This window comes from Niabella beijingensis (assembly GCF_020034665.1).
Taxonomy (GTDB): domain Bacteria; phylum Bacteroidota; class Bacteroidia; order Chitinophagales; family Chitinophagaceae; genus Niabella; species Niabella beijingensis.
Genome location: NZ_JAIQDI010000001.1, coordinates 2,105,165 through 2,129,869, shown reverse-complemented (window position 1 = coordinate 2,129,869; position 24,705 = coordinate 2,105,165). Strand labels below are relative to the sequence as shown.

At 47.7% G+C, this 24,705-nt stretch carries 26 protein-coding genes; 6 read left to right on the top strand and 20 right to left on the bottom strand.

The window, feature by feature from the left end; all coding sequences use genetic code 11:
* Nucleotides 1–4 precede the first annotated feature (4 nt).
* From atpF to K7B07_RS08925, 12 genes are all read right to left on the bottom strand, one after another.
* The gene (gene atpF / locus K7B07_RS08980; protein WP_223709054.1) at nt 5–499 is read right to left on the bottom strand and encodes a F0F1 ATP synthase subunit B; all 495 of its coding nucleotides are present in this window, start codon (nt 497–499) and stop codon (nt 5–7) included.
* Nucleotides 500–647: 148 nt separating this feature from the next.
* On the bottom strand, nt 648–899 hold the full coding sequence (atpE, locus tag K7B07_RS08975) for an ATP synthase F0 subunit C (RefSeq protein WP_067761131.1): 252 nt from the start codon (nt 897–899) through the stop codon (nt 648–650).
* Nucleotides 900–937: 38 nt separating this feature from the next.
* Nucleotides 938–2,023, bottom strand: coding sequence for a F0F1 ATP synthase subunit A (gene atpB / locus K7B07_RS08970; protein WP_223709053.1), 1,086 nt, complete (start codon nt 2,021–2,023; stop codon nt 938–940).
* 103 nt (nt 2,024–2,126) lie between these two features.
* Nucleotides 2,127–2,282 (bottom strand): hypothetical protein, encoded by a 156-nt coding sequence (locus K7B07_RS08965; RefSeq protein WP_223709052.1) that lies wholly within the window; start codon nt 2,280–2,282, stop codon nt 2,127–2,129.
* A 142-nt stretch (nt 2,283–2,424) separates the two neighbouring features.
* Nucleotides 2,425–3,315 (bottom strand): COG4315 family predicted lipoprotein, encoded by an 891-nt coding sequence (locus K7B07_RS08960; protein ID WP_223709051.1) that lies wholly within the window; start codon nt 3,313–3,315, stop codon nt 2,425–2,427.
* Between the two features lie 40 nt (nt 3,316–3,355).
* A complete protein-coding gene (locus tag K7B07_RS08955) occupies nt 3,356–4,261 on the bottom strand; it encodes a DUF5777 family beta-barrel protein (RefSeq protein ID WP_223709049.1) in 906 nt (301 codons plus the stop codon).
* Nucleotides 4,262–4,285: 24 nt separating this feature from the next.
* Nucleotides 4,286–4,834 carry a YceI family protein gene (locus K7B07_RS08950; protein ID WP_223709047.1) on the bottom strand — a complete coding sequence of 183 codons (549 nt, stop codon included), beginning with the start codon at nt 4,832–4,834 and terminating at the stop codon, nt 4,286–4,288.
* A 10-nt stretch (nt 4,835–4,844) separates the two neighbouring features.
* Nucleotides 4,845–5,267, bottom strand: a complete 423-nt coding sequence (locus K7B07_RS08945; RefSeq protein WP_223709045.1) for an OB-fold putative lipoprotein — start codon at nt 5,265–5,267, stop codon at nt 4,845–4,847.
* A gap of 4 nt (nt 5,268–5,271) precedes the next feature.
* The gene (locus K7B07_RS08940) at nt 5,272–5,640 is read right to left on the bottom strand and encodes a c-type cytochrome (protein WP_223709043.1); all 369 of its coding nucleotides are present in this window, start codon (nt 5,638–5,640) and stop codon (nt 5,272–5,274) included.
* A gap of 51 nt (nt 5,641–5,691) precedes the next feature.
* Nucleotides 5,692–6,891, bottom strand: coding sequence for an outer membrane beta-barrel protein (locus K7B07_RS08935; protein WP_223709041.1), 1,200 nt, complete (start codon nt 6,889–6,891; stop codon nt 5,692–5,694).
* Between the two features lie 13 nt (nt 6,892–6,904).
* Entirely contained in the window at nt 6,905–7,480 is a 576-nt protein-coding gene (locus K7B07_RS08930) for an RNA polymerase sigma factor (protein WP_223709039.1), read from the bottom strand.
* A gap of 153 nt (nt 7,481–7,633) precedes the next feature.
* Nucleotides 7,634–9,418, bottom strand: a complete 1,785-nt coding sequence (locus tag K7B07_RS08925; protein ID WP_223709037.1) for an ABC transporter ATP-binding protein — start codon at nt 9,416–9,418, stop codon at nt 7,634–7,636.
* Between the two features lie 85 nt (nt 9,419–9,503).
* Here K7B07_RS08925 and K7B07_RS08920 point away from each other — a divergent pair, with 85 nt between their 5' ends.
* A complete protein-coding gene (locus K7B07_RS08920; protein ID WP_223709036.1) occupies nt 9,504–10,196 on the top strand; it encodes an ROK family protein in 693 nt (230 codons plus the stop codon).
* Nucleotides 10,197–10,325: 129 nt separating this feature from the next.
* Here K7B07_RS08920 and K7B07_RS08915 read toward each other — a convergent pair whose 3' ends face one another.
* Nucleotides 10,326–12,599 (bottom strand): hypothetical protein, encoded by a 2,274-nt coding sequence (locus K7B07_RS08915; protein WP_223709034.1) that lies wholly within the window; start codon nt 12,597–12,599, stop codon nt 10,326–10,328.
* A 27-nt stretch (nt 12,600–12,626) separates the two neighbouring features.
* Nucleotides 12,627–14,867 carry a hypothetical protein gene (locus K7B07_RS08910; protein ID WP_223709033.1) on the bottom strand — a complete coding sequence of 747 codons (2,241 nt, stop codon included), beginning with the start codon at nt 14,865–14,867 and terminating at the stop codon, nt 12,627–12,629.
* A 216-nt stretch (nt 14,868–15,083) separates the two neighbouring features.
* On the opposite strand from K7B07_RS08910, the gene K7B07_RS08905 reads away from it, so the two are divergent.
* The gene (locus tag K7B07_RS08905) at nt 15,084–15,761 is read left to right on the top strand and encodes a response regulator (RefSeq protein ID WP_223709031.1); all 678 of its coding nucleotides are present in this window, start codon (nt 15,084–15,086) and stop codon (nt 15,759–15,761) included.
* A gap of 26 nt (nt 15,762–15,787) precedes the next feature.
* Nucleotides 15,788–16,837 (top strand): sensor histidine kinase, encoded by a 1,050-nt coding sequence (locus K7B07_RS08900; protein ID WP_223709030.1) that lies wholly within the window; start codon nt 15,788–15,790, stop codon nt 16,835–16,837.
* A gap of 66 nt (nt 16,838–16,903) precedes the next feature.
* On the opposite strand, the gene K7B07_RS08895 is transcribed toward K7B07_RS08900, so the two are convergent.
* From K7B07_RS08895 to pheS, 3 genes are all read right to left on the bottom strand, one after another.
* The gene (locus tag K7B07_RS08895; protein ID WP_223709028.1) at nt 16,904–18,097 is read right to left on the bottom strand and encodes a beta-ketoacyl-[acyl-carrier-protein] synthase family protein; all 1,194 of its coding nucleotides are present in this window, start codon (nt 18,095–18,097) and stop codon (nt 16,904–16,906) included.
* Between the two features lie 9 nt (nt 18,098–18,106).
* The gene (locus tag K7B07_RS08890; protein WP_090392273.1) at nt 18,107–18,370 is read right to left on the bottom strand and encodes a phosphopantetheine-binding protein; all 264 of its coding nucleotides are present in this window, start codon (nt 18,368–18,370) and stop codon (nt 18,107–18,109) included.
* 88 nt (nt 18,371–18,458) lie between these two features.
* The gene (gene pheS / locus K7B07_RS08885; protein WP_223709026.1) at nt 18,459–19,505 is read right to left on the bottom strand and encodes a phenylalanine--tRNA ligase subunit alpha; all 1,047 of its coding nucleotides are present in this window, start codon (nt 19,503–19,505) and stop codon (nt 18,459–18,461) included.
* Between the two features lie 206 nt (nt 19,506–19,711).
* On the opposite strand from pheS, the gene K7B07_RS08880 reads away from it, so the two are divergent.
* Nucleotides 19,712–19,939 carry an ORF6N domain-containing protein gene (locus tag K7B07_RS08880; RefSeq protein WP_223709025.1) on the top strand — a complete coding sequence of 76 codons (228 nt, stop codon included), beginning with the start codon at nt 19,712–19,714 and terminating at the stop codon, nt 19,937–19,939.
* A 509-nt stretch (nt 19,940–20,448) separates the two neighbouring features.
* Nucleotides 20,449–20,916, top strand: a complete 468-nt coding sequence (locus K7B07_RS08875; RefSeq protein ID WP_223709023.1) for an Lrp/AsnC ligand binding domain-containing protein — start codon at nt 20,449–20,451, stop codon at nt 20,914–20,916.
* 50 nt (nt 20,917–20,966) lie between these two features.
* Here K7B07_RS08875 and K7B07_RS08870 read toward each other — a convergent pair whose 3' ends face one another.
* The 3 genes from K7B07_RS08870 to K7B07_RS08860 form a co-directional block, all read right to left on the bottom strand.
* Nucleotides 20,967–22,052, bottom strand: a complete 1,086-nt coding sequence (locus K7B07_RS08870; protein WP_223709022.1) for an ABC transporter permease — start codon at nt 22,050–22,052, stop codon at nt 20,967–20,969.
* 35 nt (nt 22,053–22,087) lie between these two features.
* Entirely contained in the window at nt 22,088–23,233 is a 1,146-nt protein-coding gene (locus K7B07_RS08865) for a glycosyltransferase family 2 protein (RefSeq protein ID WP_223709020.1), read from the bottom strand.
* Nucleotides 23,234–23,343: 110 nt separating this feature from the next.
* Nucleotides 23,344–24,081: an alpha/beta hydrolase gene (locus tag K7B07_RS08860; protein WP_223711354.1), complete on the bottom strand. Its 738-nt coding sequence runs from the start codon at nt 24,079–24,081 to the stop codon at nt 23,344–23,346.
* A 153-nt stretch (nt 24,082–24,234) separates the two neighbouring features.
* On the opposite strand from K7B07_RS08860, the gene K7B07_RS08855 reads away from it, so the two are divergent.
* Nucleotides 24,235–24,675 carry a MarR family winged helix-turn-helix transcriptional regulator gene (locus K7B07_RS08855; RefSeq protein ID WP_223709019.1) on the top strand — a complete coding sequence of 147 codons (441 nt, stop codon included), beginning with the start codon at nt 24,235–24,237 and terminating at the stop codon, nt 24,673–24,675.
* Nucleotides 24,676–24,705: the final 30 nt, after the last annotated feature.

Genomic DNA, 24,705 nt, shown 5'->3' with positions numbered 1-24,705 from the left:
CGGCTTAGTTCAATTTGATGGAATCCACCAGGCTGTTGATGTATTCTTCCTGCTTATCCTGTCCGGCAAGTTGATGCTTCAGCACTTTTTCACTTACTTCGATCACCATTTTACCCACTTCATTCTTTACATCGGTAAGCGCTGCCATTTTTTGTGCATTGATGGCCTGCTGTGCGTCTGCAATGATCTTGCTGGCCTCTGTTTTAGCCTGCTCCTTGGCTTCATTTACGATCTTATCCTTTGTTTCGCGTGCCTCTTTCAGCAGCTGGGCCCGTTCTTCGCGTGCTTTTTCCAGCAATGCCTCATTCTCGCTTTGCAGCTGGGCCATTTCCGCCTTTACTTTTTCTGCAGAAGCAATGGCTCCGGCAATATTTTGTTCCCGCTCATTCAACATTTTGATGATGGGCTTCCAGGCAAACTTTTTCAGTATGACAAATACAACGATGAAGGCAACCAGTGCCCACACAAAATAACCGAGGTTGGGAGTTAATAATTCCATTTTGATCTGTTTATTGTTTTGGGTTTCTTACCGGAGGTTCGTACCTCAAACTAAAAACTTCAAACCAGAAGCGAATAATTTTTTAAAATAACTGTACCCATTGCCCTTTGCGCCGGGTACAGTAAGGTTTTGTTCGTGAACGTTGATCTTACTTCAGTACGGCCAATAAACCGGCGATTACCGCAAACAGGGCAACACCCTCGATAAACGCAGCAGTTAAGATCATAGCGCCACGGATGTCGTTAGCAGCTTCCGGCTGACGGGCGATACCTTCAGTAGCGCCTTTACCAATCTGACCGATACCGATACCGGCACCAATAGCAGCAAGGCCAGCGCCTACGGCACCACCAAAGTGAGACCAGCTTCCGCTTACTTCCAACAAAGTGTTCATTAAACTCATGACTCTGATTTTATAATTGATTTAAAATAAAAAACGTATTAATGATGGGTAACGATGTCTTCCTCATAATGATGATCACCAATGGCACCGCCGATGAACACTGCAGTAAGGTTGGTGAAGATATATGCCTGGATGAACGCTACCAGAATTTCGATTAAATAGATGAATACCGCAAAGGCAATGGAAACCGGGGTGAAAGCGATACCGGCAGTTTTTGACATTTCGGTAAAGATGAAGATCAGGCTTACAAAGCTCAGAATGATGATGTGTCCTGCGGTCATGTTGGCGAACAAACGGATGATGAGGGCAAAGGGTTTGGTGAATACACCCAGCAGCTCTACCGGCATCATCAGGATCTTCACCGGCAGGGGCACCCCCGGGAACCAGAAGATATGCTGCCAGTAATGGCCGTTCGTATTAAACAGGATCACAAAAAAGGAAATGATCCCCAGCATGGCCGTAAACGCAATGTTTCCTGTTACGTTGGCAGCACCCGGCAGTAATCCGAAAATATTATTGATTAAGATAAAAAAGAAGACGGTCAGTAAATAAGGCAGGAATTTCTGGTACTTGGGTCCCAGATTGGGTTTGGCCACATCGTCCCGTACAAAGGTGATCACGGGTTCAATGGCGTTCTGCATGCCTTTGGGAGCCGAAGTAACACCCTGGCCGGTTTTGTATTTTTTGGCCACAGTGATCAGCAGCCATACCAGAACAATCAGTGCAATCAGCATCTGAACCACGTTCTTGGTCATGGAGAAATCGTATACTTTCACGGTATCATCCGGGTTGCCGGCTTCATCCACAGCTATGATCTTTCCATGTTCCTGCTTGTATCCGTTGTGTGCCTCCGCCCCGTGGTGGAACGCAGAAGACATAAAAGCACTGAAACCGCGCTGGGGCGAGTACAGGAGTACCGGCAGGGGGATCGTGCCATGGAATTCAGTTCCATCGGCTTTTTTCAGAGAGAAAAAATGCCATTCGTGGGCATCGGCAATGTGGTGCAGGATGGCTTCCCCCGGGTTAAACTTTTCCTCTGTGGCAGGTCCCTCCGCATGCTCCTCATGTTGTGCAAAAACGGACTGTGCCGAAGACACCAAAAAAAGGCTTAAAGCCGCTACCATAAAGGATTTGAACCATTTAAAACCCATACTGCTCTGAAATTTGCGGCAAAGATAAGGCTGAAATGGATAAAAAAGGGCATTTACAGGCGGGTATTTAAAGTTTTTAGCGGTTGCCAGGCGCTTCCTCCCGGATTTTTTTGATCCGCTTCCGTTCGATGACGCCGATCTGGCCTTTGGGCCGGTTTACCGCCTTTTTATTGGGGATGAGATGATTGATATGAAAAAAGGGGACGTTGACCTCATCGATTTCAGCAATCAATAGAGGGTCTTCTTCCGGGTATTTTTTTGTTTGTCACCGCTTCAGGTTACTAAATATCTTGGGACCACCAATGAATAAAGCCGCCTTCAATTTTTTTAGAAGACGGCTTTCATATAAACCTATCGAACCTCTGCATAATTCATCACGGTGCCGGCGCCGCAGCCCGGCTTCGTACCACCACCGGCCATTTGGGATGGTTGACCGACACTCCTTTATTGAGCCCCATCGTCATATTGTCTGATGCATAATAATAAAGCGGCCAGCCGTTATAGGTCAGTTGTTTTTTGCCGGAAGGATAGGTAATTACCGAGAAACTGGATTTTTCCAGATAGGACGGAACAACGATCTTCTCCGTTTCATAAACCGGCCATATGGCAGCACAGCCTTCGACGCAGTTGCTGGTATTCAATTTGTCATTGGTAAACGCATACAACGTAATGCCCCGGGCATCGGTCAGGTAGCGGGTCTTGCTGTTACCGGTGATCACCACCAGGGTAGAGTCGTATTTATTGCCATCCTGGCCCACCAGTTGTGCGTTGGTAAGGGTGATGGTATAATCGGGTTTTGCCACGAACCAGTTATTCCCGACACCCTCTCCCCCGATCTGTCCTGCCGTCTCCGGTACATTGGTGCCGTTTGAAAGCGGGGCATAATAATAAAGCGGCCGGCCCTTGTAAGCCAGTTGCATAGAAGCGCCAGTGCCGATGGTGTCAAAATCATTGATGTTCAGGCCGTTTCCGATGGTCTGCGCATTGATGCCCGCAAAAAATACCGGCCATAAGGCTTTACAACCTGCAGAAAAACACGTGTTTACGGTCGCCGAATCGTTGGCGAAGAAATAAAGCGTTCTCCCATCCTTATCCACGAGATAATCACCATAGGTGGTGCTGGCAGCCAGTTTTACCTGTGTTTCGGGTGTGGGCGGGGTATAGCTGTCATCACTGGAACAACTGCAAATGGTTATCATTAGAAGGGAGGCAATTATATGTAAGATCCCGGTCCGCCGGAATATGGCCTGTTGGAAATAGTTCATAATTTTTCGGTTTAAGATTTAAGAATATGTTTTAGCCGTATCAGGATTCCGGTATTGGTTTAGACTTTTTCTTGCCGATGGTAAAGACCCGGGAAAGATTGAACCCGAACCGGATCTCCCCACTGCCCCAGCTGTCTGTGGTATTGGTGATAAAGGCTTTCTCGTTCATACCGGTGGCATTGGAAAAATGCAGCTGGAATACATGCCCGCCGGTTTCAATATCAAATCCGACCGACAGCGGATTTTTGTACAGGTCCTTGTTCAGTCCGGAGATCACATACTGGTAATCGGCTACAAAGGCTACGCGTTTCGAAATTTTCAGCCGGCCGCCGATGCCCAATGCGTAAGTGTCGTTGTCATCGGTAGGTTCAATCACCAGGTTGCGGTGTACATAGGTGGGGGAGAGTTGCAGGCTGAAGGCTTCCGTAAATTTCCGGCCGACGATCACTTCGCTGTAGTAAGCCAGGCGGTGCTTTGTGCTGGTGAACCGGGCATCCTCTGCAAATTTTGCCGTGGTAAGGGCACTGCCGGCTACCAGCACGACGGAGACGGGGGAAGCGCCTTTTCCACCAGTGGCCTGCTGAACAGGCCGGTATTTGATAAACCCATCCAGCTCCTTGCCGGCGGTGCTGCGCCCGACCCCTATTGTCAGGTTTTTGCCAAGGCCATAATCAAAGCCCATACGCATGGAAGCCTGATCCAGTCCGAATAGTTCCCCGATACCGTCATTGACCCTTCCGAAGCGGTGCAGGATGCGCACGTCCAGCACTTTTTTTCCGATAAATTCGATGGAGTGGCCATTGATAACACGGCTCGATTTAAAAGCGCCGGTGATCGCTGTTTTTGTGCCGGAGCCTGCTGAATCGACCAGACCGATAAGGTCGGTTTCCTGGGCCCTGATCAACGGTGCTATAAAGAGCAGGAATGCTGCTGCCAGATACTTCATGTGGTTTGGTTTTCAGGTGAACAGTTATTTTAAAACGGAGTAGTTACAGTTAACAGCCACCAGGGCTGTCTTCGCGATTTTATCGCGGACGACCCCCGGAATGGAAATGTTATAGTCACTGATGGTTACCGGAAATTTTGCAATGGCCTGTACGGTACTGCCGGAGACCTTCAGGGTTCCTGTGGTGGTGATCTCTTTTTTTACACCGTGCAGTTCCAGAGTGCCTTTTACAGTAACAGGATAGCTGCCGGGCTTCTGGAAGGAGATGCCCTGGAGGTTCATCCTGCCTTTAAATGCGGCCTTGGGGTATTTACTGCTTTCCATATAATTCTCATTAAAATGCTCCTGCATCAGCGCCCGCCGAAATTCAAAACCTTTTACCAGTACGGCAAATTCCAGCTGTCCGGTTGCTGCATCAAAAACGCTGGTGGCTGATTTATTGCTGGCCTCTATGTCTTCCAGTGCCGTTCCGGCTTCAAAGGAGATGGTACCGGTTTTTGTAAAATATCTTTGTGCGGGTACCGCTGCTGCGGATACAATAAGGATACAAATAGTGAGGGCTGTTTTTTTCATTGTAAAAAATTTATTGAACAATACTGCATTTATTAAGCACCACATCCATCAGCTTGCCGGTGCAAACTCCTTTGATGGTCACCTGTCTGCCTGCGGACAGATCTTTTACTGCGGCGGCTTCCGTATCATAAAAGCTGCAGGTAACCGATGCCAGCGGATCTCCGCTGTCGAGAAAAACGGTTGCCTGCCCGGCTGTGTCGATCTGTATGTCCGTGATCTTTCCCGTAACAGCAATGATCTTCTCCACATACTTCTTATTGGCTGTTGCTTCATCGTTATTAAATGCGGCAATCAGCTCACCGGCACCTGTCCGGATTTCGGCCTCCGCTGTTTTTATGTCGGCGGGCTTTCTGTTGTACTGATAATAAGCGTAGCCGGCGCCCAGCACAATGATGATGAGCAAGAGCAGCAAAACCAGTTTTCCTTTTTTCATGATGCTAGTTATTTATGGCTCCGCCGTCGATCCAGCAACCCAGGGTTTTCTTCTCTGCCGCGGTGAGGGCCGGCCCGCCCTTGGGCATCCGGCTGTTGGTAACAGCTGCATCTTTTATATTGGAGGCTTTTGCTTTTATCTGGTCATAGGTCTCCAGCGCAAAAGGAGCTCCGCCTCCGGTTTTATGACAGCCCTGGCATTTTGCCTGGATCAGGGGAAGCACGTTTGCTGCAAATTTTGCGTTAACACCATCGCAGGGATCTGCGGGAGGAGGATTGTCTATTGAATTTTCTTTGTCGCCGCCGCAGTTTGCGAGCGAAACGGCAATACATGCCAATAAGATTCCCGTTGAAAAAAAAGAATTTTTTTTCATGATTACAGATTTAAATTGAATAAGAGGATTATATGTTACTATACTATTGCATTACAGATCTTTTTTGATAGAAATTTGTGTGCCTACTCCGCCCAGGCTCAGATTTCCATATCCGATCTCACCCATCGGGATCTTTACATAGGGCGCGATCTGAACAGATACATGATTCCATTTCTGCTCGTAGCCGATGGAAAGATTGGCAACGGCATAAACACTTTTTCCCCTGCCGGAAACATCCCGGTTGATCTGGACCGGCCCATCCCCCTGATCCAGATCATAGATATAGCTTTGTTTTACGATCACAGTGGGCGATACGCCCGTGCTTATAAACGCTTTGTTCTTTTTAGAGGCCACTACGTCATAACGGACATTTACCGGTACATCTACCATGGTACAGGCTCCTTCGATATTGGATACCCGGGAGGACACCGGGTTTCCGTTGGGATTGAAGTCGGCGTTGTTCACATCATAGGTCATAGATTCATACACCACACCCGACTCAAGGGAGAAGCGGGACTGCCCCAGCTTTCGCTGCACCAGTACACCGGCATTCAGTCCCGGCTTACTGGAAACAGTACCCCGCACCATTCCCAGGTTGGAACCCGCCAGCAGTCCCACCTGCCAGCGGGTGGTCGCAGTTCTTCCCCTGGAAGTTTCCGTTGACGGAGACGGATCGTAAAAGCCGGGCAGGGCAGGCTGGGCCGGACGTTCGCCTGCCGGTTTATCACGTAATGAAAAGAACGGCTTCCGGGCAGCCGCAGTATCGGCATGCTGCTGCGTCTTTGCCCCCTTTTCCGGGATATTAAAAGCAGGTGGGCCGCTGCTGATAACCGGATAGAGGTTCTTTTGTGGAATCATGGCTGCCAGATCCGGTGCGCCGCCCTTCGCCGGGTAATTGTCTGCAGTGCCGCCCGGCATAAAAGCAGGAGGAAGACCGCCTTCTTCGACAGGTGGAGATGTTTCGCTTTTTAGGATACCGGAAGGCTCCCTGTCGTTTGAGCTGATTCCGCCAAGACCTGCCAGGGGGGCCTGCTTCAGAAAAAACACCAGGCCGGTGGCAATCAGCAGCAGCACGGCTGCTGCAAGCTGCATGTAACGCCATGGTATAAAGAACCGGCGTTGTCGGGTGTTTTTTTCGGCAGGGAGCATTTTCGTCCTGTAAAACGCTTCCCATGCGCCTTCCGGGGCATCCGGAGGCTGAAAACGGCTGGCTGCATCGCGAAAGAGTTGATCCAACTCTTCATCGTTCATATGTGAAAATTTTTTACTCATTTAATTGCTCCAGCATTTCCCTGAGATTTTTGCGGGCCTTCATGAGGTTGGTTTTTGACGTACCTACTGAAATGCCCAGTGTCTTTGCTATTTCTTCATGGCTGTATCCTTCGATGGCAAACAGGCTGAAGGTGTTGCGGTAGGCCGGACTTAACCGTTGGATCAGCTTTACCAGGTCCAGGTAAGCCATATCATCAACCGCGCTGCCTGCAGCCGCTACATCCGGATGGTCTGTGCTGCTATCGACCCGGTCTGCCGTTCGTTTAGCAGCTTTGTAATGGTTGATGCTAGTATGGATCATTATTTTCTTTAACCAGCTCATAAAGATTCTTGATAAAAGATCCTGGTCGCCCGGTTCCTGAAACTGCGCTATGCCCCTGAATACCCGCACAAATCCGTCATTGACCATTTCAAGTGCTTCCTCTTTTGAGGAGGTATACCTCATGCAAACCGAAAGGGCAAACCCGAAATACTGTTCATACAACCGCCTCTGCCAGGAGGGGGTGCCCAACTTACAGCCACCTACAATACTCGACAGGCTATACTCGGTCTTAGGAGGTACTGACAAACACTATGAATGAGGTTATGAAATGGTTTATATACTGTACATACAGCAATTTCCTGTCAGGGGTTGCCTCGGATTAAAAAAAACTGCACTAAATTCGGAAAAGCAAAAGTAACGGGTTTTGAAAACCGGGGAAGGGGAGGCGGGAAAATATATTTATACCGGGGTGGATGAGGTCTGTTGCTGCTCAAACTGCATTTTATGCAGCCGGGCATAAAAGCCATTCTGCTGCATCAGCGCTTCATGAGAGCCCATTTCTACCAATACGCCTTTATCCAGCACGATGATCTTGTCGGCCTTGCGGATGGTGCTCAGGCGATGGGCAATAACTATGGAGGTGCGTCCTTTTACAAGCGTCTCGGTGGCTTTCTGAATAAGGAGTTCACTTTCTGTATCAATGGAGGATGTGGCCTCATCCAGAATCAGGATGGAAGGATCATACAACAGGGCCCGGATAAACGAAAGCAATTGCCGCTGCCCCAGCGAAAGGGTGGCGCCGCGTTCTTTCACATTATAATCATAGCCTCCCGGAAGCCGCATGATAAAATCATGCATATCGATCATTTTGGCCGCAGCGATCACCTGCTCCCGGGAGATATCTGGATTCCGGAGCGTGATGTTATCAAGAACAGAACCGGAAAAAAGAAAGACGTCCTGCAATACCACACCGATATTTTTCCGGAGGTATTCCGGAGATAAGGACTGAATGTTCCTGCCGTCTACCTTTACAGTGCCCTTCTGAATGGTGTAAAAGCGGTTCAGCAGGTTGGTGATCGTCGTTTTGCCGCTTCCGGTATGACCTACAATCGCTACGGTTTCTCCCTGCCGGATGTGAAAGCTCAGGTTTTTCAGCACCCAGTTCTCTTCAATATAGGCAAAAGACACCTCTTCAAAATCAACCACACCCTGCACCCGTTGTTCCGGGTCCTGGTAGCCGCCGTCCGGAGGATGGTCCGTATCGGGATTGTCCATTACAGTGAAAACACGCTCGCTGGCGATAATGCCCATTTGCACAGTATTGAATTTATCTGCCAGCATCCGCAGCGGGCGGAAAAGCAGGTTAAGACAAAGGATAAAAGAAACGATCACGCCCTGCTGACCCTGCTTCAGTTCCAGCGCTTCCCTGGCAGTATACCAGATCACCAGCCCGATGGAAAGGGCAAGGACAATTTCGATCACAGGAAAAAAAACGGAATAGGCAAAAATGGAACGGATGTTCGCGTCCCGGTGCTGCCTGTTGATGGTATTGAATTTATCAAACTCTCTTTTTTCCGCGTGAAATGCCTGTACCACATTCATACCTGAAAGGTGCTCCTGTACAAAGGCATTCAGGGCTGCCACCGCATTCCGTACCTTAAAGAAAGAACGGTTGATGCTCTCTTTAAAATAATAGGTGGCGATGATCATAATAGGAAACGGGATCAGCGCAATAAGTGTCAGTTTCCAGTCGATCCAGAACATATACAGCAATACACAGAGGATGGACAGCAGGTCTGCTATGATCGGGATCAGTCCGTCGGAGAAGATCTCATTGATGGACTCAATATCATTGATGGTGCGGGTAGTAAGCGTGCCGATGGGTGTACGGTCGAACTGGCGCAGGTTGAGCCGGAGGATCTTTTTGTAAATGGAATCCCGCATATCCTTTACCACCGCCTGTCCCAGCCAGGCCGTTGTGAAGGAGAAGGAAAAGCGCATTACCGTTTCGATAAGAATAATGACCAGTTGGATGATGGTAACATAAACGACCATGCGGGGCAACGAGTGTGCTACATATTTATCCACCGTAAGCTGGATGAGCATGGGGCGCACCGGTGTGATTATGGCTAAAAAGATCGCCAGAATAACAGACAGGTAGAACTTTTTTTTGTACGGTGCTGCGTATTGAAAAACCCGTCTGACCTTTGAAACATCAAAAAATGCTTTTTTTGAATCCGCCATGGACCTGCAAGATAATTATTCTGAAGACAATTTTTTTTAAAGACGCGTAAACTTGTATCTTTCATGCTTCTAAAATGAAATGCATATGGCATCCATAACACTGGCAATCGACATTGGCGGCTCCAAGGTAAAAGGCTGTACGCTTGACGAAAAGGGTGAGATGATGCAGGAGTATACCAAAATGCCCACTCCTGTTCCTGCCACTCCGGAAAACCTGGTGCAGTCCATAAAAGATCTTGTAAAAGATTTCCGTTACGACCGGATCTCTGCGGGATTTCCCGGTTATGTGAGAAATAATATCGTATATACCGCACCCAACTTGGGTTCTCAATACTGGAACAAAGTAGATCTGGCAGCATTACTGACCCAGGTACTGGGAAAACCTGCAAGAGTGGTGAATGACGCCGATATGCTGGGACTGGGCTGTATTGCGGGAAACGGGTTTGAAATGATGATAACACTGGGCACTGGTTTTGGTACGGCTTTTTTTCTTGACGGGAAATTGCTGCCACACCTGGAAATAGGACAGCATCCCTGCTTTAATAGTAAAACCTATGATCAGTATATCGGCCAGCGGGCGTATGACGATCTGGGTAAAAAAGAATGGAACAAGCGCCTGCAGGCAGTACTGCGGATACTGCAGACCACTTTTAATTACGATCATTTGTTCATAGGGGGCGGACTGGCAAAAAAAATAACGCTGGAGCTGAAAGAAAATATGAGTATTGTAACCAACGTGGATGGTATTGACGGCGGTGTACGTTTATGGCACCAGTAACAATGAGCGGCTCCATTAACCATAAATAAAAAGGCTGCTTCAAAAACCGGTGCGTTATTGCTGAACCAGGTTCAGCATAACAACAAAGACTTTTAAAACAGCCCCCTATGCAAATACAGTATCAGGGTTTTAGATATCTTCTTCTCCCGTAGATTTTTTATAGGCTTTGATGAACAGCGCTCCCAGGTTCTTGTAAGGGGGAATATAGTCCTCCATTCCGGTTATATGCGCCGCAGCCCTGAATTCTTTCCAGAAAGGGATCCAGTCTACATCCTTCTTATTCCTGAGGTTTTCCAGGAATATCCGGATAAACGGCAGGTTGATATCCCGGTAACCTGTTTGCTTGGAGGAGATAATATGAGCATCGCTCGATTTTTTCAGGATCGAATCGATCAGGTTGAACCCGCCGCAGGATCCCATAAATACAACCCGGGAGGTGGGGGTGATATAACTGACGCTGGTAGGCGCATGATAACTGTGGCCGCGGTGAAATGTAACGGTCGGCGAAAGGTTATTGTTCTGTAAATAATCTTCCATGGCGGTCTGCGCTACATAATCCTGGTCCTCTTCATTCGGCAGCGGACGGTTGGCGTATACATAAACCGGAACCCCGCTGGTAGTTTTTGCCACCACAAATTTGCTGTTGCTCTGATCTACCTTCCATTTGGGGTCATTGGCGAATGTGCGCACAAAAATGTCAAAATCCATTTTACCGTCATCATCCCCGTAAAAGAACATCTGGGTAATGACCTCGCCCTTTTCGTTTGTCAGATTGGTAAAGGGTACCTTGTATACAGGCGGGATCCCCAGCTCCGTGGTAAGATTGATATTATTACGCTGGTCTGCGGACAGGAATAATTTGTACAGGATATTGTAAATGGCGATGCCCCGCTGGTTGCCGCTGCGCCGGTTGGCTTCCAGGTTGTTTCTGATATTGGCCAGCATCTGTTTTGCCAGGTCGGGGAGGGTTTCATAAACACTGGCATAGGAATCGGCTACATCCACTCCGTCCTCCAGTCCTTTTGATTTTTCGAGTCCTTTTGCAAAAGCCGACATCAGTCCCTGCACATCATTTTCACTTTTAAAGGTTGCAAAAAAGCTTTTCAGGGTATTATAAGAGGCTGCCTGACTGATAAATTTACGGTAATGATCAAAATGCATGGCCAGGAGCAGGGAATCACCACGGTTATTGATCTTTTTCATCATCAGCGGAAACACACCGCCTACATAGCTGCTGGTATAAATAAGCCCGTCGGTAAGCACCGCCAGGTAATACAGTTCCTGGGCATTCAGTGGCTGTATGCATTTATAACGTACGGCATCCGGTGACTCATGCAATCCATTGATCTCCGACACGAAATCATCAGCGGCTTTCCGCTGCAGCCGTTTTGTGAGCTCTGCAAAACCAATAGCGGTATCCCCATTCATGGCCCTGCGGGTATAATCGAGCTGTGTGTTCACCAGCAGGCGGTAGTATTTATAGCGGTCGTCCTTGGCGGCATCCAGTTCGGCAATAGAGATCTTTCCCTTTACCAGGTTGTCCAGGAAGGGAAAATAGATCTGACCGCTTTTTTGTTGAGACAGGTCCACCACGGTTTTTACAAATCCATCATCTTTGATGCTGCGGATCTTGCTGCCCAGCTTATTATAGGCCTGTGCGTAAGAATATAGCTGCTCCGGGTATTGCCGTCCCGCAATTTTGATCAGACTGTCGGCAGCCGGGGCATCCGGATAATTGGTCAGTGCCTGGAAGACCTTATGCGGATACTGATTGCAGTATTTGATCAGGAGAATGTCCTTTATTTGTTTGTAACTGGGGTTTTCCTCAAAAATCCGGGGTAATGTGGCCGTATAAACGATGTCGTAAGGGAAATAAGAAACAAAAGGCACCAGCGATTCCTTTTTTTGATTCACATCGATCAGCTTTTTATACAGTGCGATGATCTGGTCAAAATGGGTAGGGTTAACCTCTTTTTTCAGCCAACCGGTGCGCATATGGCTTAAAATAGACACTAAACCGGAAAGATAGCCGGTTTTCATGCGATTATCGATGCCGGAATTGGTCTCTATTTCATATTGCAGCCAGTCTACTTTTGCTGTAACCGCTTTTGTGGCAATCTGGCTGGCACTCTCATTGTTATCAATTGTAAAGCTGTCATTGGCCTTGCCATCGCTTCCCAGTAATAATTTCTGCTGCTTGTCCACGTTATCGTGGGCCAGCTGCCGGGTAATAGGGATTGTATATTCCGGGATAGCGCCATTTTCTGCCTGAGAAAAGGCCTGGGTAACGGAAACAACCACCAATCCTAAAACTAATGCCGATCTTTTCATAAAATACGTACTAAAATTCTTTGCAATGCGCAAAACTACCTCCTTTTTTGCAGGAAGCAGGTCTGCGTTCATCTTTTAACAAAACCAAGACGCAAAAAATCAGATATCGGTTTCCCCGGTTTCTTTTTTATAGGCTTTTATGAAAATGGCTCCCAGGTTCTTATAGGGGGGAATATAATCTTCAAACCCCGGAACGTTCGCCCGGCCTTTAAATTCTTTCCAGAAGGGAATCCACTCAATGTCTTTTCCCGTACGAAGTTTCTCTGTTAACAATAAAAAGAAGGGTTTGTTGATGGCGGTCTTCCCGATCTGTTTAGAGGCAATAATATGGGCATCCTCAGATTTCCTTAAGATGGAGTCGATCAGGTTAAATCCTCCGCAGGAGCCCATAAATACCAGTTTGGAGGAGGGAGACATATATTCAATGGTAGACGGTGCATAATAGCTGTGCCCCCGGTGGATGGTAACTGTGGGGTAGAGGTTGTTTTCCTCCAGGTAGGCGTTCAGCGCGCGCTGGGCCTTATCATCCTCACCTTTCAGCTCGTCCAGCGGGCGGTTGGCATAAATGGAAACCGGATTGCCTTTAATGGATTTGATAACAACCCATTGCTTGTTGCTGCGGTCGATTTTCCAGTTAGAATTGAACATATTCAGAAACCCGTTGAAAATATTGCGGCCGTCCTGGTCTCCGTAAAAGAATACCTGGCTGATCACTTCTCCCTTTTCATTGGCCAGTGAGCTGAAGCTGACATCATATACAGGAGGAATGTGCAATTCCTTGGTGAGGTCGATATGATTAGAGGAGTCTGCAGAAAGGAACAGGTTGTACAGGATGCTGTAAATGGCCACCCCTTTTTTATTACCCGCCTCTTTGTTGCGGTCAAGATTTCCCTTTACATCATTCAGCATCTGACCGGCCAGCTCGGGAAGCGTTTCATATACACTGGCATAAGAATCAGCCACATCCACCCCGTCTTCCAGTCCTTCGGTTTTTTCGAGGTTGCTTACAAATGTGGTCATCAGGTTCTTGGCATCATCCTTATTGGCAAAAGTGCTGAGGAATTGTTTTAATGTATTATAGGCTGCTGCCTGACTTAAAAACTTGCGGTAATGGTCAAAATTGAGGTTCTTCAGCAGCTCATCGCCCTTATTACCCGCTTTTTTCATCATCAGGGGGTATACGCCGTTCGTATAGCTGCTGGTATAGATCAGCCCGTTGGTGAGTACCGCCACATAATACAGCTCTTCTGCATTCAGGGGCTGCAATACCCGGAAGCGGATGGCATCCGGCCGTTCGTGCAACCCGTTTATGGGCGCCACAAATTCATCCCGGGCTTTTTGCTCCAGTTTGCTCAGCAGGCTTTTATAGCCGATGGCCGTATCCCCGGCAGAAGCACGCCTGGAATACTCGATCTGGGTATTCACCAGCAGCCGGAAATATTTGACCGGGTTGTCTTTCACGGCATCGATATCGTCGATGGTCAGTTTGCCGGTGGAGATGATATCCAGGAAGGGAAAATAGAACTGGCCGCTTTTGTTACTGCTCCGGGCCATGTTCACAATACTTTTTATAAGTGGATCATCTTCAATATTCTGGATCTTGTAGCTGAGTTTGTTGTTGGCCTGCGCATAATCATAAAGCTGCTGCGGATATTTATGGGCCATTACTCTTATCAGGCTGTCTGCATGGGGTGATTCCGGATACATTTTCAGTGCTCCAAAGGTCTTTTGCGGATAACGTTCACTCAGTTTGATCAGTATGAGGTCCCTGGTATCCTTATAGCCCGGATTGTCCTTGAAAACACGGGGCAGAATAGCGGTGTAGGCAATGTCATAAGGCAAAAAGCGGATGACCGGAGCAATGGACTGTTTATTCCGGTCGGCTTCAACACATTTTTTATAGGTGGCAATGATCTGAGGCAGGTAGGCCGCATCCACCTCTCCCCGTCCCCAGCCGGTTTTTACAAAACGCAGGATCTCGGAGATCCCCGACAAATAATTCGCCTTAAGCCGCTGATCCAGAGCCGGATCGGTTTCTATTTCGTATTGCAGCCAGTCTACCCTTTTGGTAGCGGCATCGCTTACCGCGTTATTTACCTGCTCATCAGAGGAAACTTTCAGGATGGCGTCGGCTTTTCCGTCACTGGCCATCAATGCCTTCTGATCTGCATCCACCGTTTCATGAAGTTTCAGCCGTATCATGGCAGGCGTATAGGCAGGGATGGTATCCACCGTTTCCACCGGTGCGGGGGCCTGCTTTTTTTTTCTTTTGGATCTTCTTTGTGCGTCTACCTGTACCGACAACAGCAGCAGTAAAAGGAAGGGTATAAACTTCTTCATATACATAAATCACAAGTTACGTAGCCTGGGTAAGAATATTTGGTTAAAAATCATGCAAAATTTATACCATGATACCGGCATCCGGCGATTGAGCCGTTTTCTGTGTAATTTTATAATTATAATTAGATTAATTTATTATTAACTCTATGTAATCAGGGCGCCCGGAATACGGCAGATCAAAAAAATACGGTTAGGTTTGCTTTAAATTTCTGTTAAATGGACAATAAAGGGTATAAAATTCTGGTTGCGGATGACGAACCTGACATCCTCGACATTTTATCTTATAACCTGATCAAAGAAGGCTATGATGTGACCACCGCCAAGGATGGCGAGGAGGCGATCGATCTGGCCAATAAGGTGAAGCCCCACCTGATCATCCTGGATATGATGATGCCAAAGAAAACAGGCGTCCAGGTATGCCAGGTGCTCAGGGCACAATCCACCTTTAAGGATACCCTGATCATGTTCCTTACTGCATTGAATGATGAATCCACGCAGATACGCGGACTGGAGACCGGCGCAGACGATTATGTGAACAAGCCGGTGAGCCCCAAAGTGTTATTGAGCCGGGTGAGCGCTTTGTTAAGACGGATCCACAAGGAAGATAATAAGATCATTAAGGTAGGGCCGGTAACCATTGATCCTGAAAAGTTTGTAGTGCAGAACGGGGATAAGGAGATCATACTGGCAAAAAAAGAATTCGAACTGCTCTACCTCCTGGCATTAAAACCGGGCCGTGTTTTTTTAAGAAATGAGATCCTGAACGCGATATGGGGCAATGATGTGATTGTGGGCGACCGTACCATTGATGTGCATATCCGGAAAATACGGCAGAAGCTGGAACTGGATTGCATCACCACTGTTAAAGGGGTGGGCTATAAGTTCGAGGTATAAAGCGGGAATTATTCAATGGACTGATCATGTTTGACCCTAAAAACCTTTCTCCCAGAAAATTATCCTTCTATACAGCGCTTGGACTGGCCACGCCTATCAGTATTGTCGACTATGTGCTGGAGCAGAAGTGGCAACCCGCGGTGGTCTCCTTTTTTGTGGTGCTTGTTGGTGGTTATCTTTTGGTGAGCTTTGTGCTGGAGCGTTTTATCTACCGCAAGATCAAAGTTATTTATAAGTTCATCTACCAGACAAAAGCCACCCGCCGGCAGGAGACCTATTATAAATACATCCTCCCCAAAAAAAGCCTGGATGAGGTAGCTGTTGATGTGGAAACCTGGGCACAGGAAAACCAGCAAAAAGTGGCCACCCTTCAGGCAAATGAAGAATTCCGAAGGGAATTCCTGCAAAATCTTTCCCATGAATTCAAAACCCCTGTTTTTGCGATACAAAGCTATGTGGAGACCCTTTTGAGCGGTGATATGGTAGATCCCGTTATCAGCCGGAAGTTCCTGGAAAAAACAGCCACCAATGTGGAACGGCTGACCAACCTGCTGCAGGACCTGGATGAGATCTCCAGCCTGGAACGCGGTGAGATCACTATTGTAAAACGGAATTTTGTGATCCAGGACCTGCTGAAGGATTCATTCGAAGGCATATCGATCAAGGCAGAACAGAAAAATATCCACTTCAGCATAAAAAAAGGGTGTGAGGCCCCCATCATGGTGAACGCTGATAAGGAAAAGATCCGGCAGGTAGTGATCAATCTGCTGGAAAATGCCATTAAGTACGGGAAGGTGAACGGGAGCATTAAGGCGGGTATTTACAAAACAGATGATAAGCGGATCCTGGTAGAGATCAGCGATGACGGAGTGGGTATTGCTGAAAAAAGTCTTCCCCGGATCTTTGAACGCTTTTTCCGTACGGAAACGGGCCGCAGTATGGACGTTACCGGCAGCGGGCTGGGACTGGCCATCTGCAAACATATTATTGAAGCCCATCAGCAAACCATCCATATCCGCAGTACGGAGGGGGTAGGTACTACTATTGGGTTTACACTGGCAGCCAAGAAGGATTGAGAACGGGAGGCGAAAAGTAAGAAGTGATGGTGCAGGCCGGCCTCGGGAATACAGGATCTGCGTTATTTAATACCGCCCAAAAATAAGCGAGCTGCAATTACCTCCGAAACCAAATGAATTGGACATTACATGCCTCAGAGGCCGTTGCTGGTAGCTTAACACCGGTGTAAGTCCTGTTTTTTCAACCGGTGTTTCAAAATTTAAAGAAGGGTAGACCTCCTGGTGATACAGGTTCAGGATGCTGTAAATGGCTTCCACAGCACCGGCGGCACCCAGGGTGTGGCCGGTGTAGGATTTGGTACTGGCAAATGCAGGAACCTGGTCAAACAGCCGCAACATGGCCACACTCTCCGTTTCATCATTGTTTTCTGTAGCCGTACCATGCGCATTGATGAAATCGATCGCGCCCGGTTCAAGCCCCGCTGTTTGCAATGCGCCCTGCATACAAAGAAAGGGGCCATCGGCATTCTCCGAAGTGGAGGAGGGGTGGTAGGCATCATTGTTGTTGCCGAATCCTTTCAGTTCGGCATAAACCGTATGGGAAGGGGTGATGTGCTCTTCTTTTTCAAGCACGATAAATCCGCCGGCTTCACCCAGGTTCAGCCCCTTACGGGCACTATCAAAAGGCCGGCAGGGCTCATTGGAAAGGATCATCAGCGCATTAAAGCCATTGATCGTGAACTTCGCAAGACTGTCGGTGCCGCCTACAATGGCCCGTTCTGCCAACCCGTTCTGCAACAGGCGTGCGCCATACATAATGGCATTGGCGGAAGAAGAACAGGCTGTATTGAACGTGTTGACGATACCCCCGATCGTAAAGAAGGATTGCAAAAAAAGTGTGCTGGCACTATTGGAATAGGAGCCCAGGAAGGGGCTGTTGTTGGCTTCCGTAGCATTGGCATCTGCATACATTTTGTCTGTAAGACACATGCCCCCCACAGTGCTGGCGCTGATAAAAGCAGTAGAACGGTCGCGCAACTGTGCAGCAGACAACCCTGCATCGGCAATGGCTTCCTTCATCGCATGCAGGGCGATCAGATCGGTGCGTGTTACCTCCGGATAGCTGCCCGGAAGGGCTTCCAGAAGGGTCTCCGTGCTTTTCTTTATTTCCCCGAAGGGAAGCAATGCGGCATATTTTGATTCCAGGTAAGTGGCTGCGCCGATACCGGAATTGCCGGCTGCGAGCGCCTGCCGGTTTGCCGCTACAGAATCGCCGATTGCAGAAATAAGACCCAGACCGGTAACTAAAATCCTGCCCAAAACAGAAACTTATTTTGTACGATGCTGTTCGATATAATCGACCATCGTATTAACGGTGGTCAGTATTTTCCGGCCTTCCTTGGGATCCTGGATGTTGATGCCGTATTCCCGGGAAAGCATTACGATGAGCTCGATAGAGTCGATCGAATCCAGGCCAAGCCCTTCGCCAAACAGCGGCTCCTCATCCTTGATGTCCTCGGGTTTGACATTATTCAGGTTCAGGAACTTTATGATCTGTTCTTTTACCTGTTGTTTCAGTTGTTCTTTTTCCATTATTTGTTCTATAAATAGTTATCAAAAATAAGCATCTTGGATGGTTACAGCCACCCGGGGTACAGATGCGGATTAAATAGGTATTGTTTTAAGTGGCAGCGGTAAATTGTTTCAGGAAACGGACATCATTCTCACTGAACAGCCGGATATCGTTGATACCATATTTCAGCATCGCCGGGCGTTCCACACCCATACCAAAGGCAAAGCCGGTATATTTTTCCGGATCGATGCCACAATTCTGCAGTACATTGGGATGCACCATTCCGCAACCCAGTATCTCCACCCAGCCGGTCTTTTTACAGATATTACACCCTTTGCCGCCACAGATAAAACAGCTCACATCCATTTCTGCACTGGGTTCGGTAAAGGGGAAATAAGAAGGACGGAAGCGCACCCGTACGTCTTTCCCGTACATTTCACGCACAAAGAAATACAGTGTTTGCTTCAGGTCGGCGAAGGATACATTCTCGTCGATATACAGCCCTTCCACCTGGTGAAAGAAGCAATGGCTCCGGGCGCTGATGGTTTCGTTCCGGTATACGCGTCCGGGGCAGATCACACGGATCGGTAATTTTCCCTTTTCCATTTCCCGGATCTGGGTATTGCTGGTGTGGGTACGCAGCAGCCAGTCAACGGCCGTGTTTTCGCCGGCATCCACGTAAAACGTGTCCTGCATATCGCGTGCCGGGTGGTGGGCCGGCATGTTCAATGCCGTAAAATTATGCCAGTCGTCTTCGATCTCCGGTCCTTCGGCCACAGCAAATCCCAGCCGCTGGAAAACGGAAATGATCTTCTGACGCATCAGGGATATCGGGTGGCGGCTTCCCAATGGCATTTCATCACCGGGAAGGGAAAGGTCCGGTCTGCTGTTCTGGGCGCCGTTGGCGGCAGCTTCAGCAGTTTCCTTCAGCTGTGCGTATTTTGCCTCTGTGAATAATTTGAATTCATTCAGCAGCTGACCGGCTTCTTTTTTTTGTTCAGCCGGTACATTCTTCATTGCTCCCATTACCTGTTTTACCTGGCCCTTGGAGCCCAGCCATTTGATGCGGAAGGCTTCGGCTGCCTGTTCGCCGGTACCGGAGAATTCAGTGATCTCTTTTTTATACGTCTCTAAGGTTTGAATCAAATCCTGCATAGCGGGCAAAGATAATTAAAATGGAGGAGGCAAGATACCGGTAATTTCGGGGGGATGAAACCATTTTTTGCAGGATGTGCATCACTCCGGGAATAGTATGGTTTGCGTATGGGCAAATGTGCCGGGAACGTTGTTTTCGCAGGGGGATAAAATGATGTAAATTGATATAGAAAACAGGCGAATCACTAAAAACAAATGAAAACACCATGCAATTAACTGTTATTCAGCAAAAAATTTGCGAAATAAGAGGTCAGCACGTAATGATGGATTACGATCCCGCTGAACTCTATCAGATCGACACCAGGCAGCTGAAGGAGTCTGTACGGAGAAACAGGAAACGCTTTCCGGAGGGTTTTATGACTGCGCTTACAAAAAGAGGAATACGATGCTTTACGGTCGCAATTTGTGACCTTAAAGCATTTCCCTGCTATTGACAATGAACCAGTAGCTTCAAAAAAAGGCCTGGAAAAACAGGGAGCGGATTGGTTATCAATGAACCGGTGCTGCGGCAGACAATAAACGATTATGGACTTTGGCAGGACTGGAGCGGGAAAGGGAGGATACCAGGAACAATAAAAAAACCTTACAGGGGTTACCTGTAAGGTTTTAAAAAGCTGTAGGGGGAGGGCTCGAACCTCCACGAGGCAGTTAGCCGCAACACAAAATCCGTGGTGGTCAACCCCGGTCGGTCCTGACCGAAATCAGCACCGGCTCTATGCTGTGTTTATCCTGTGCTCCTCACCCCCGAGACAAGAGGGCATGTCTGCCAAAAATTTCATCACCCCACAGTGTAAAAGAACGCCGCTTTTTTCAGCGTTTGATAGAACAAAAATAGACATTACAGGGGGATCATTCCAAATAATTCAATAAAAATTTTGAAAATATAGAAAATGTTTAAATATTTGCAATGATTGTTAAATTATTTAAAATCAATATTGCCTAAATGAACAATAAATTGAATCTAGACAAACTCGATCTGCAGATCATCCAGCACATGATGGAAGATGCTGAAATTTCCTATGCCGACCTCGGCAAAAAACTTTTTGTATCCGGAGGAACGATACATGTGCGGATAAAGAAACTGCAGAAGGACGGCATAGTGAAAGGTACAAAATTAAATACAGATTTAAAACTGTTAGGGTATGATGTGATTGCTTTTATCGGGATCTATCTGAAGGAAAGCTCACTGTACGACTCGGTGGCAAAAGAGTTGTATAAACTGAAAGAAGTGGTGCGACTGAACTATACGACCGGGAACTACAGTATGTTTGCGGAAATCATTTGTAAGGATATCAGTGAACTGCGGAACGTACTGCATGAGAAACTGCAAAAGATCAAAGGCATTGAAAGAACTGAAACGCTGATCTCTCTTGAGGAAAGTTTTGCCAGAAATGTAAGGGTGCTGGATTAGATGCTGTGGGCATCGAGGTGGGAGCATCCGGCATCAAAGGCCCGGCGCCCTCACAGTTTTCCTCTTACGTTCAGCGCATCCCGCAGTCCGTTTCCGAAAAGATTAAAGGCCAGCACAAGGATCATGATCGCGAAGCCCGGAGCCAGTGCCAGCATTGGGTTTTGAGTAATGATGAAATTGTAGTTCTCTTTGATCATCAGCCCCCAGCTGGGTTGCGGCGGTTGTACCCCCACACCTAAAAAACTCAGTCCGGCTTCAATAACGATCGCGGACGCAAAATTTGCTGCTGCAATAACCAGTACAGGACCCATAATATTGGGCCAGATATGACCTGCAATGATGCGGGCATTTTTAAAACCAAGCGCCTTTGTTGCTTCGATGTATTCCAGTTCTCTTACCGCGAGTACCTGCCCTCTTACAAGCCGTGCCACGTTTACCCACATGGTAAGTCCTACTGCAATAAATACCTGCCAGAATCCTTTTCCCAGTGCCAGCGTGATCGCAAACACCAGCAGCAGGGTGGGAATGCTCCAGATCACATTGATGAACCACATAATGATTTCATCGACCCGGCCGCGATAATATCCGGCCAGTGATCCCAGTATCAGTCCGATGCTGATGGAAATAAGCACGGTAATCATTCCCACACTTAAACTGACTCTTGTGCCTACGATCAGCCGGCTTAAAATGTCCCGGCCGTAGCTGTCGGTACCCAGCCAGAATGTTTTTGTTTCCAGGGGTACGGGGGCCAGCAGGGATTTTGCAAACCCAAGCCGTTCCGTGACGCCTTCGTCAATATACTTTTCTACAATGATACTGTCTGCGGTATAGTGATGTGCTGTGATCGGAATATAGTCCCAGCGGTCCGGGCTGCCGCTGACCAGCCGTTGAAAAAAACCGGCAGCGGGCGGTGCCTGTTCTTTTTTTACTTTGAGGAAGGATTGTTTCCAGCCGGGTTTGGCACCCCCTATTTCCAGGATGATCCGGTTGGCATTGGGGGAAGCGTCCTGCGCCAGGAAATAACAGAAGATCGCCACAAGGGCCGAAAAAAGGATCACATACAAACCAATAACCGCCCCCTTGTTTTTTCTGAGCCGTTTCCAGGCCGGCTGACGGAATATTGAGAAGAATTGCATGGATCTCAAATGTAAGAAAAATGGTGGTAAGCAGCTTATTTTACACGCCGGCCTTTCCACTCGTATTTACCAAAGCTGCCCAGGAACCCGGCAAGCACGGTATAGGCGATGTGCAGCGGCTGAAAAAAGAAAAAGTATTTTAATAATGCTCCTTTGTCAAAAAACTGCGCCACGCTTTTTATAAACGGGTATTCAATAATGGTCTTTAAGATCCAGAAAACAAGCAGGGCATAAAAATAACTGAAGTGTATAAACCCTGCAATGAACAACACCGGAAACGAGAGGTTAAAAAGATATACCAGGAACAATACTGCAAAAATCCGCTTGTCATCGTACGTGGTGGCCTTACTGGCCCAGCGGATGCGCTGGTTAATGAAGGCGTTCCAGGTGGGAGCAGCACCGGTTTTTACAATGGCCTGTTTTGATTTCAGGTAGGCTACCTGTTCGGGGTAACGCTTCCAGATCTTATGCATCAGAAGCATATCATCGCCGGAAGCGATCTGATCGATGCCGGCGAAGCCGTTTACATCATAGAAGACCGACCGCCGGTAAGCGAGATTGGCACCATTGCACATGGTGTGTATATTCTTATAAACGGAAGCCCCGGTGATGCCCTGTAATGTAAGAAAATCCAGGTCCTGGAACCTGTTGATCAGAGAAGGCTCCTCCATAAATGCAACGGGAGCTGCTATAAAAACCGCACGGGTTCCGGTGATCAGCCGGGCAAAACTTTGCAGCCAGTCCGGAGATACCAGGCAATCCGCATCCGTGCAAACAATCCAGGCATTTTGTGCGGCAGCGATCCCTTCTTCAATGGCTTTTTTCTTGTAGGAATTGAGCGCATCATTACGGAGTGAAAGCAACCGGACAGAAAACGCATCGTTGTTTTCAGCAAACTGTTTAACAACGGTTGCGGTCTGATCATCCGAATGGTCATCTACAACAATGACCTCAAAAAGCGATGAGGGGTAGGTCTGTTTCTTTATTGACTCCAGCAGACGGAGGATCGTTGCTTCCTCGTTCCTCGCAGGAATGATGACGGAGAAAGTGACAGGATGCCCCTTGTCCGCAACGGGAGCTTCCGTGGATTGCAGGGGGATCTGTTTCCAGCTTTTTGTATAAAACAGGATGAGCAGGGCATAAACGATCAATAAAAACAATACAATGCCGGTCAGCCACATGCAGCAAAACTAACGGTTCCGGCTGAAAACAGGAAAGTAAGGTAAGTGCAGAATGATACGGCATTCTATACTTTATGGGTCACACTATAAACCATAATTTTCTCCGGGAGCTAGGTGTTCTCAAAGAGCGCCTGTACGGTCCTGTCCTGCAATAACCGGTGCCCGGTTTCCAGTGCGGTTGTTTTTGCATAGGCTTCGATACCTTTTATAAAATCAATACCACGGGCTGCGGGGATCACCCTGTCGTATTTACCAAAATACAATTGAACCGGTGTCTTGTTGGCCGCAATGATTTTTTTTATCTGCGCAATATCCGGTTTAAAGAAACGAAAAGCAGTCCAGGAGTTATACAAGGTCTGCCGTACTTCTTTTGCATGCAGGTAGTGGGTAACAAATTTTTTTATCCCGGGATTAATAAATCCCAGCCTGCTCAGTATCCCTGCCAGTTTTATCAGCCATTGCGGGTACTTCATCGTAAGATAAAACAGCCGGTTGCCGGCCCGGGTATAAGCAGAGAACCCGTACCAGCAATTCAATGCCAGCCCATCCGGAGCCAGCAATATCAGGCGGCTGATGGTATGGGGGTAGTGCTGGTAATAGGAAAGGCTCATGCGCCCGCCCAGACTGAACCCGACAAAGATCAGTTGCTGTTCCGGAGAAAAACCTTCCGCTTTTAAAATATTATTTATAATTTCATGGAGGTTATCAGGTGTATAATGTAACCCCTGTTGCCAGTTGGTGCTTCCGTGAAAAGGAGCGTCAATCATGAGAAATGTATAACGATTGTCCGGATTTTTTAAAACGGAAAAAGATCTTGCCGATTCGTTGAAACCGTGCAGGCAGATCACCGGCTGCGGACCGTTTCCGTTGTGCCGGTAACTTATTTCAGATTGTTGATATGTAACAAATTTTTGAACCACCGATTTTGATTAAAATCAACCGGAAAATAAATCTTCTAATACAAAAATAGACTAACTTTGGTTAGTTGTCAAAACAACTATATGCCAAACAACCAATTTAAGAAAAGTGAGTTGTACAGCTTCATTACCGGTGTGGCAAGTACGGCAATTGCCCGGCGGTTGCAAAAAAAGTTCAACCAGGCCGACCTGAGCCTTACCATCGAGCAATGGAGTGTATTGTATCATTTGTGGAAGGAAGACGGCATCAGTCAGCAGGATCTTTGCAAGGCTACCTTCCGGGATAAGCCCAGCATGACAAGGCTGGTGGATAATCTTGAAAGGGCCGATATGGTAAAGCGGATCCATTCCAGAGCCGACCGCAGGAAGAACCTGATCTTTCTGACCGATAAGGCCAAGGAAATGCAGGACACCTGTTACGGCTTTGCGGAAGAAACCATTGAGGAAGCACTGGCGGGTGTGAGCGACGACAAGATCGATGTTTGTAAAGAAGTGTTGAAAATTGTATATGAGAACCTGAGATAGGAAGAACAGCCGGCCTGTTTTTTCCGGAGC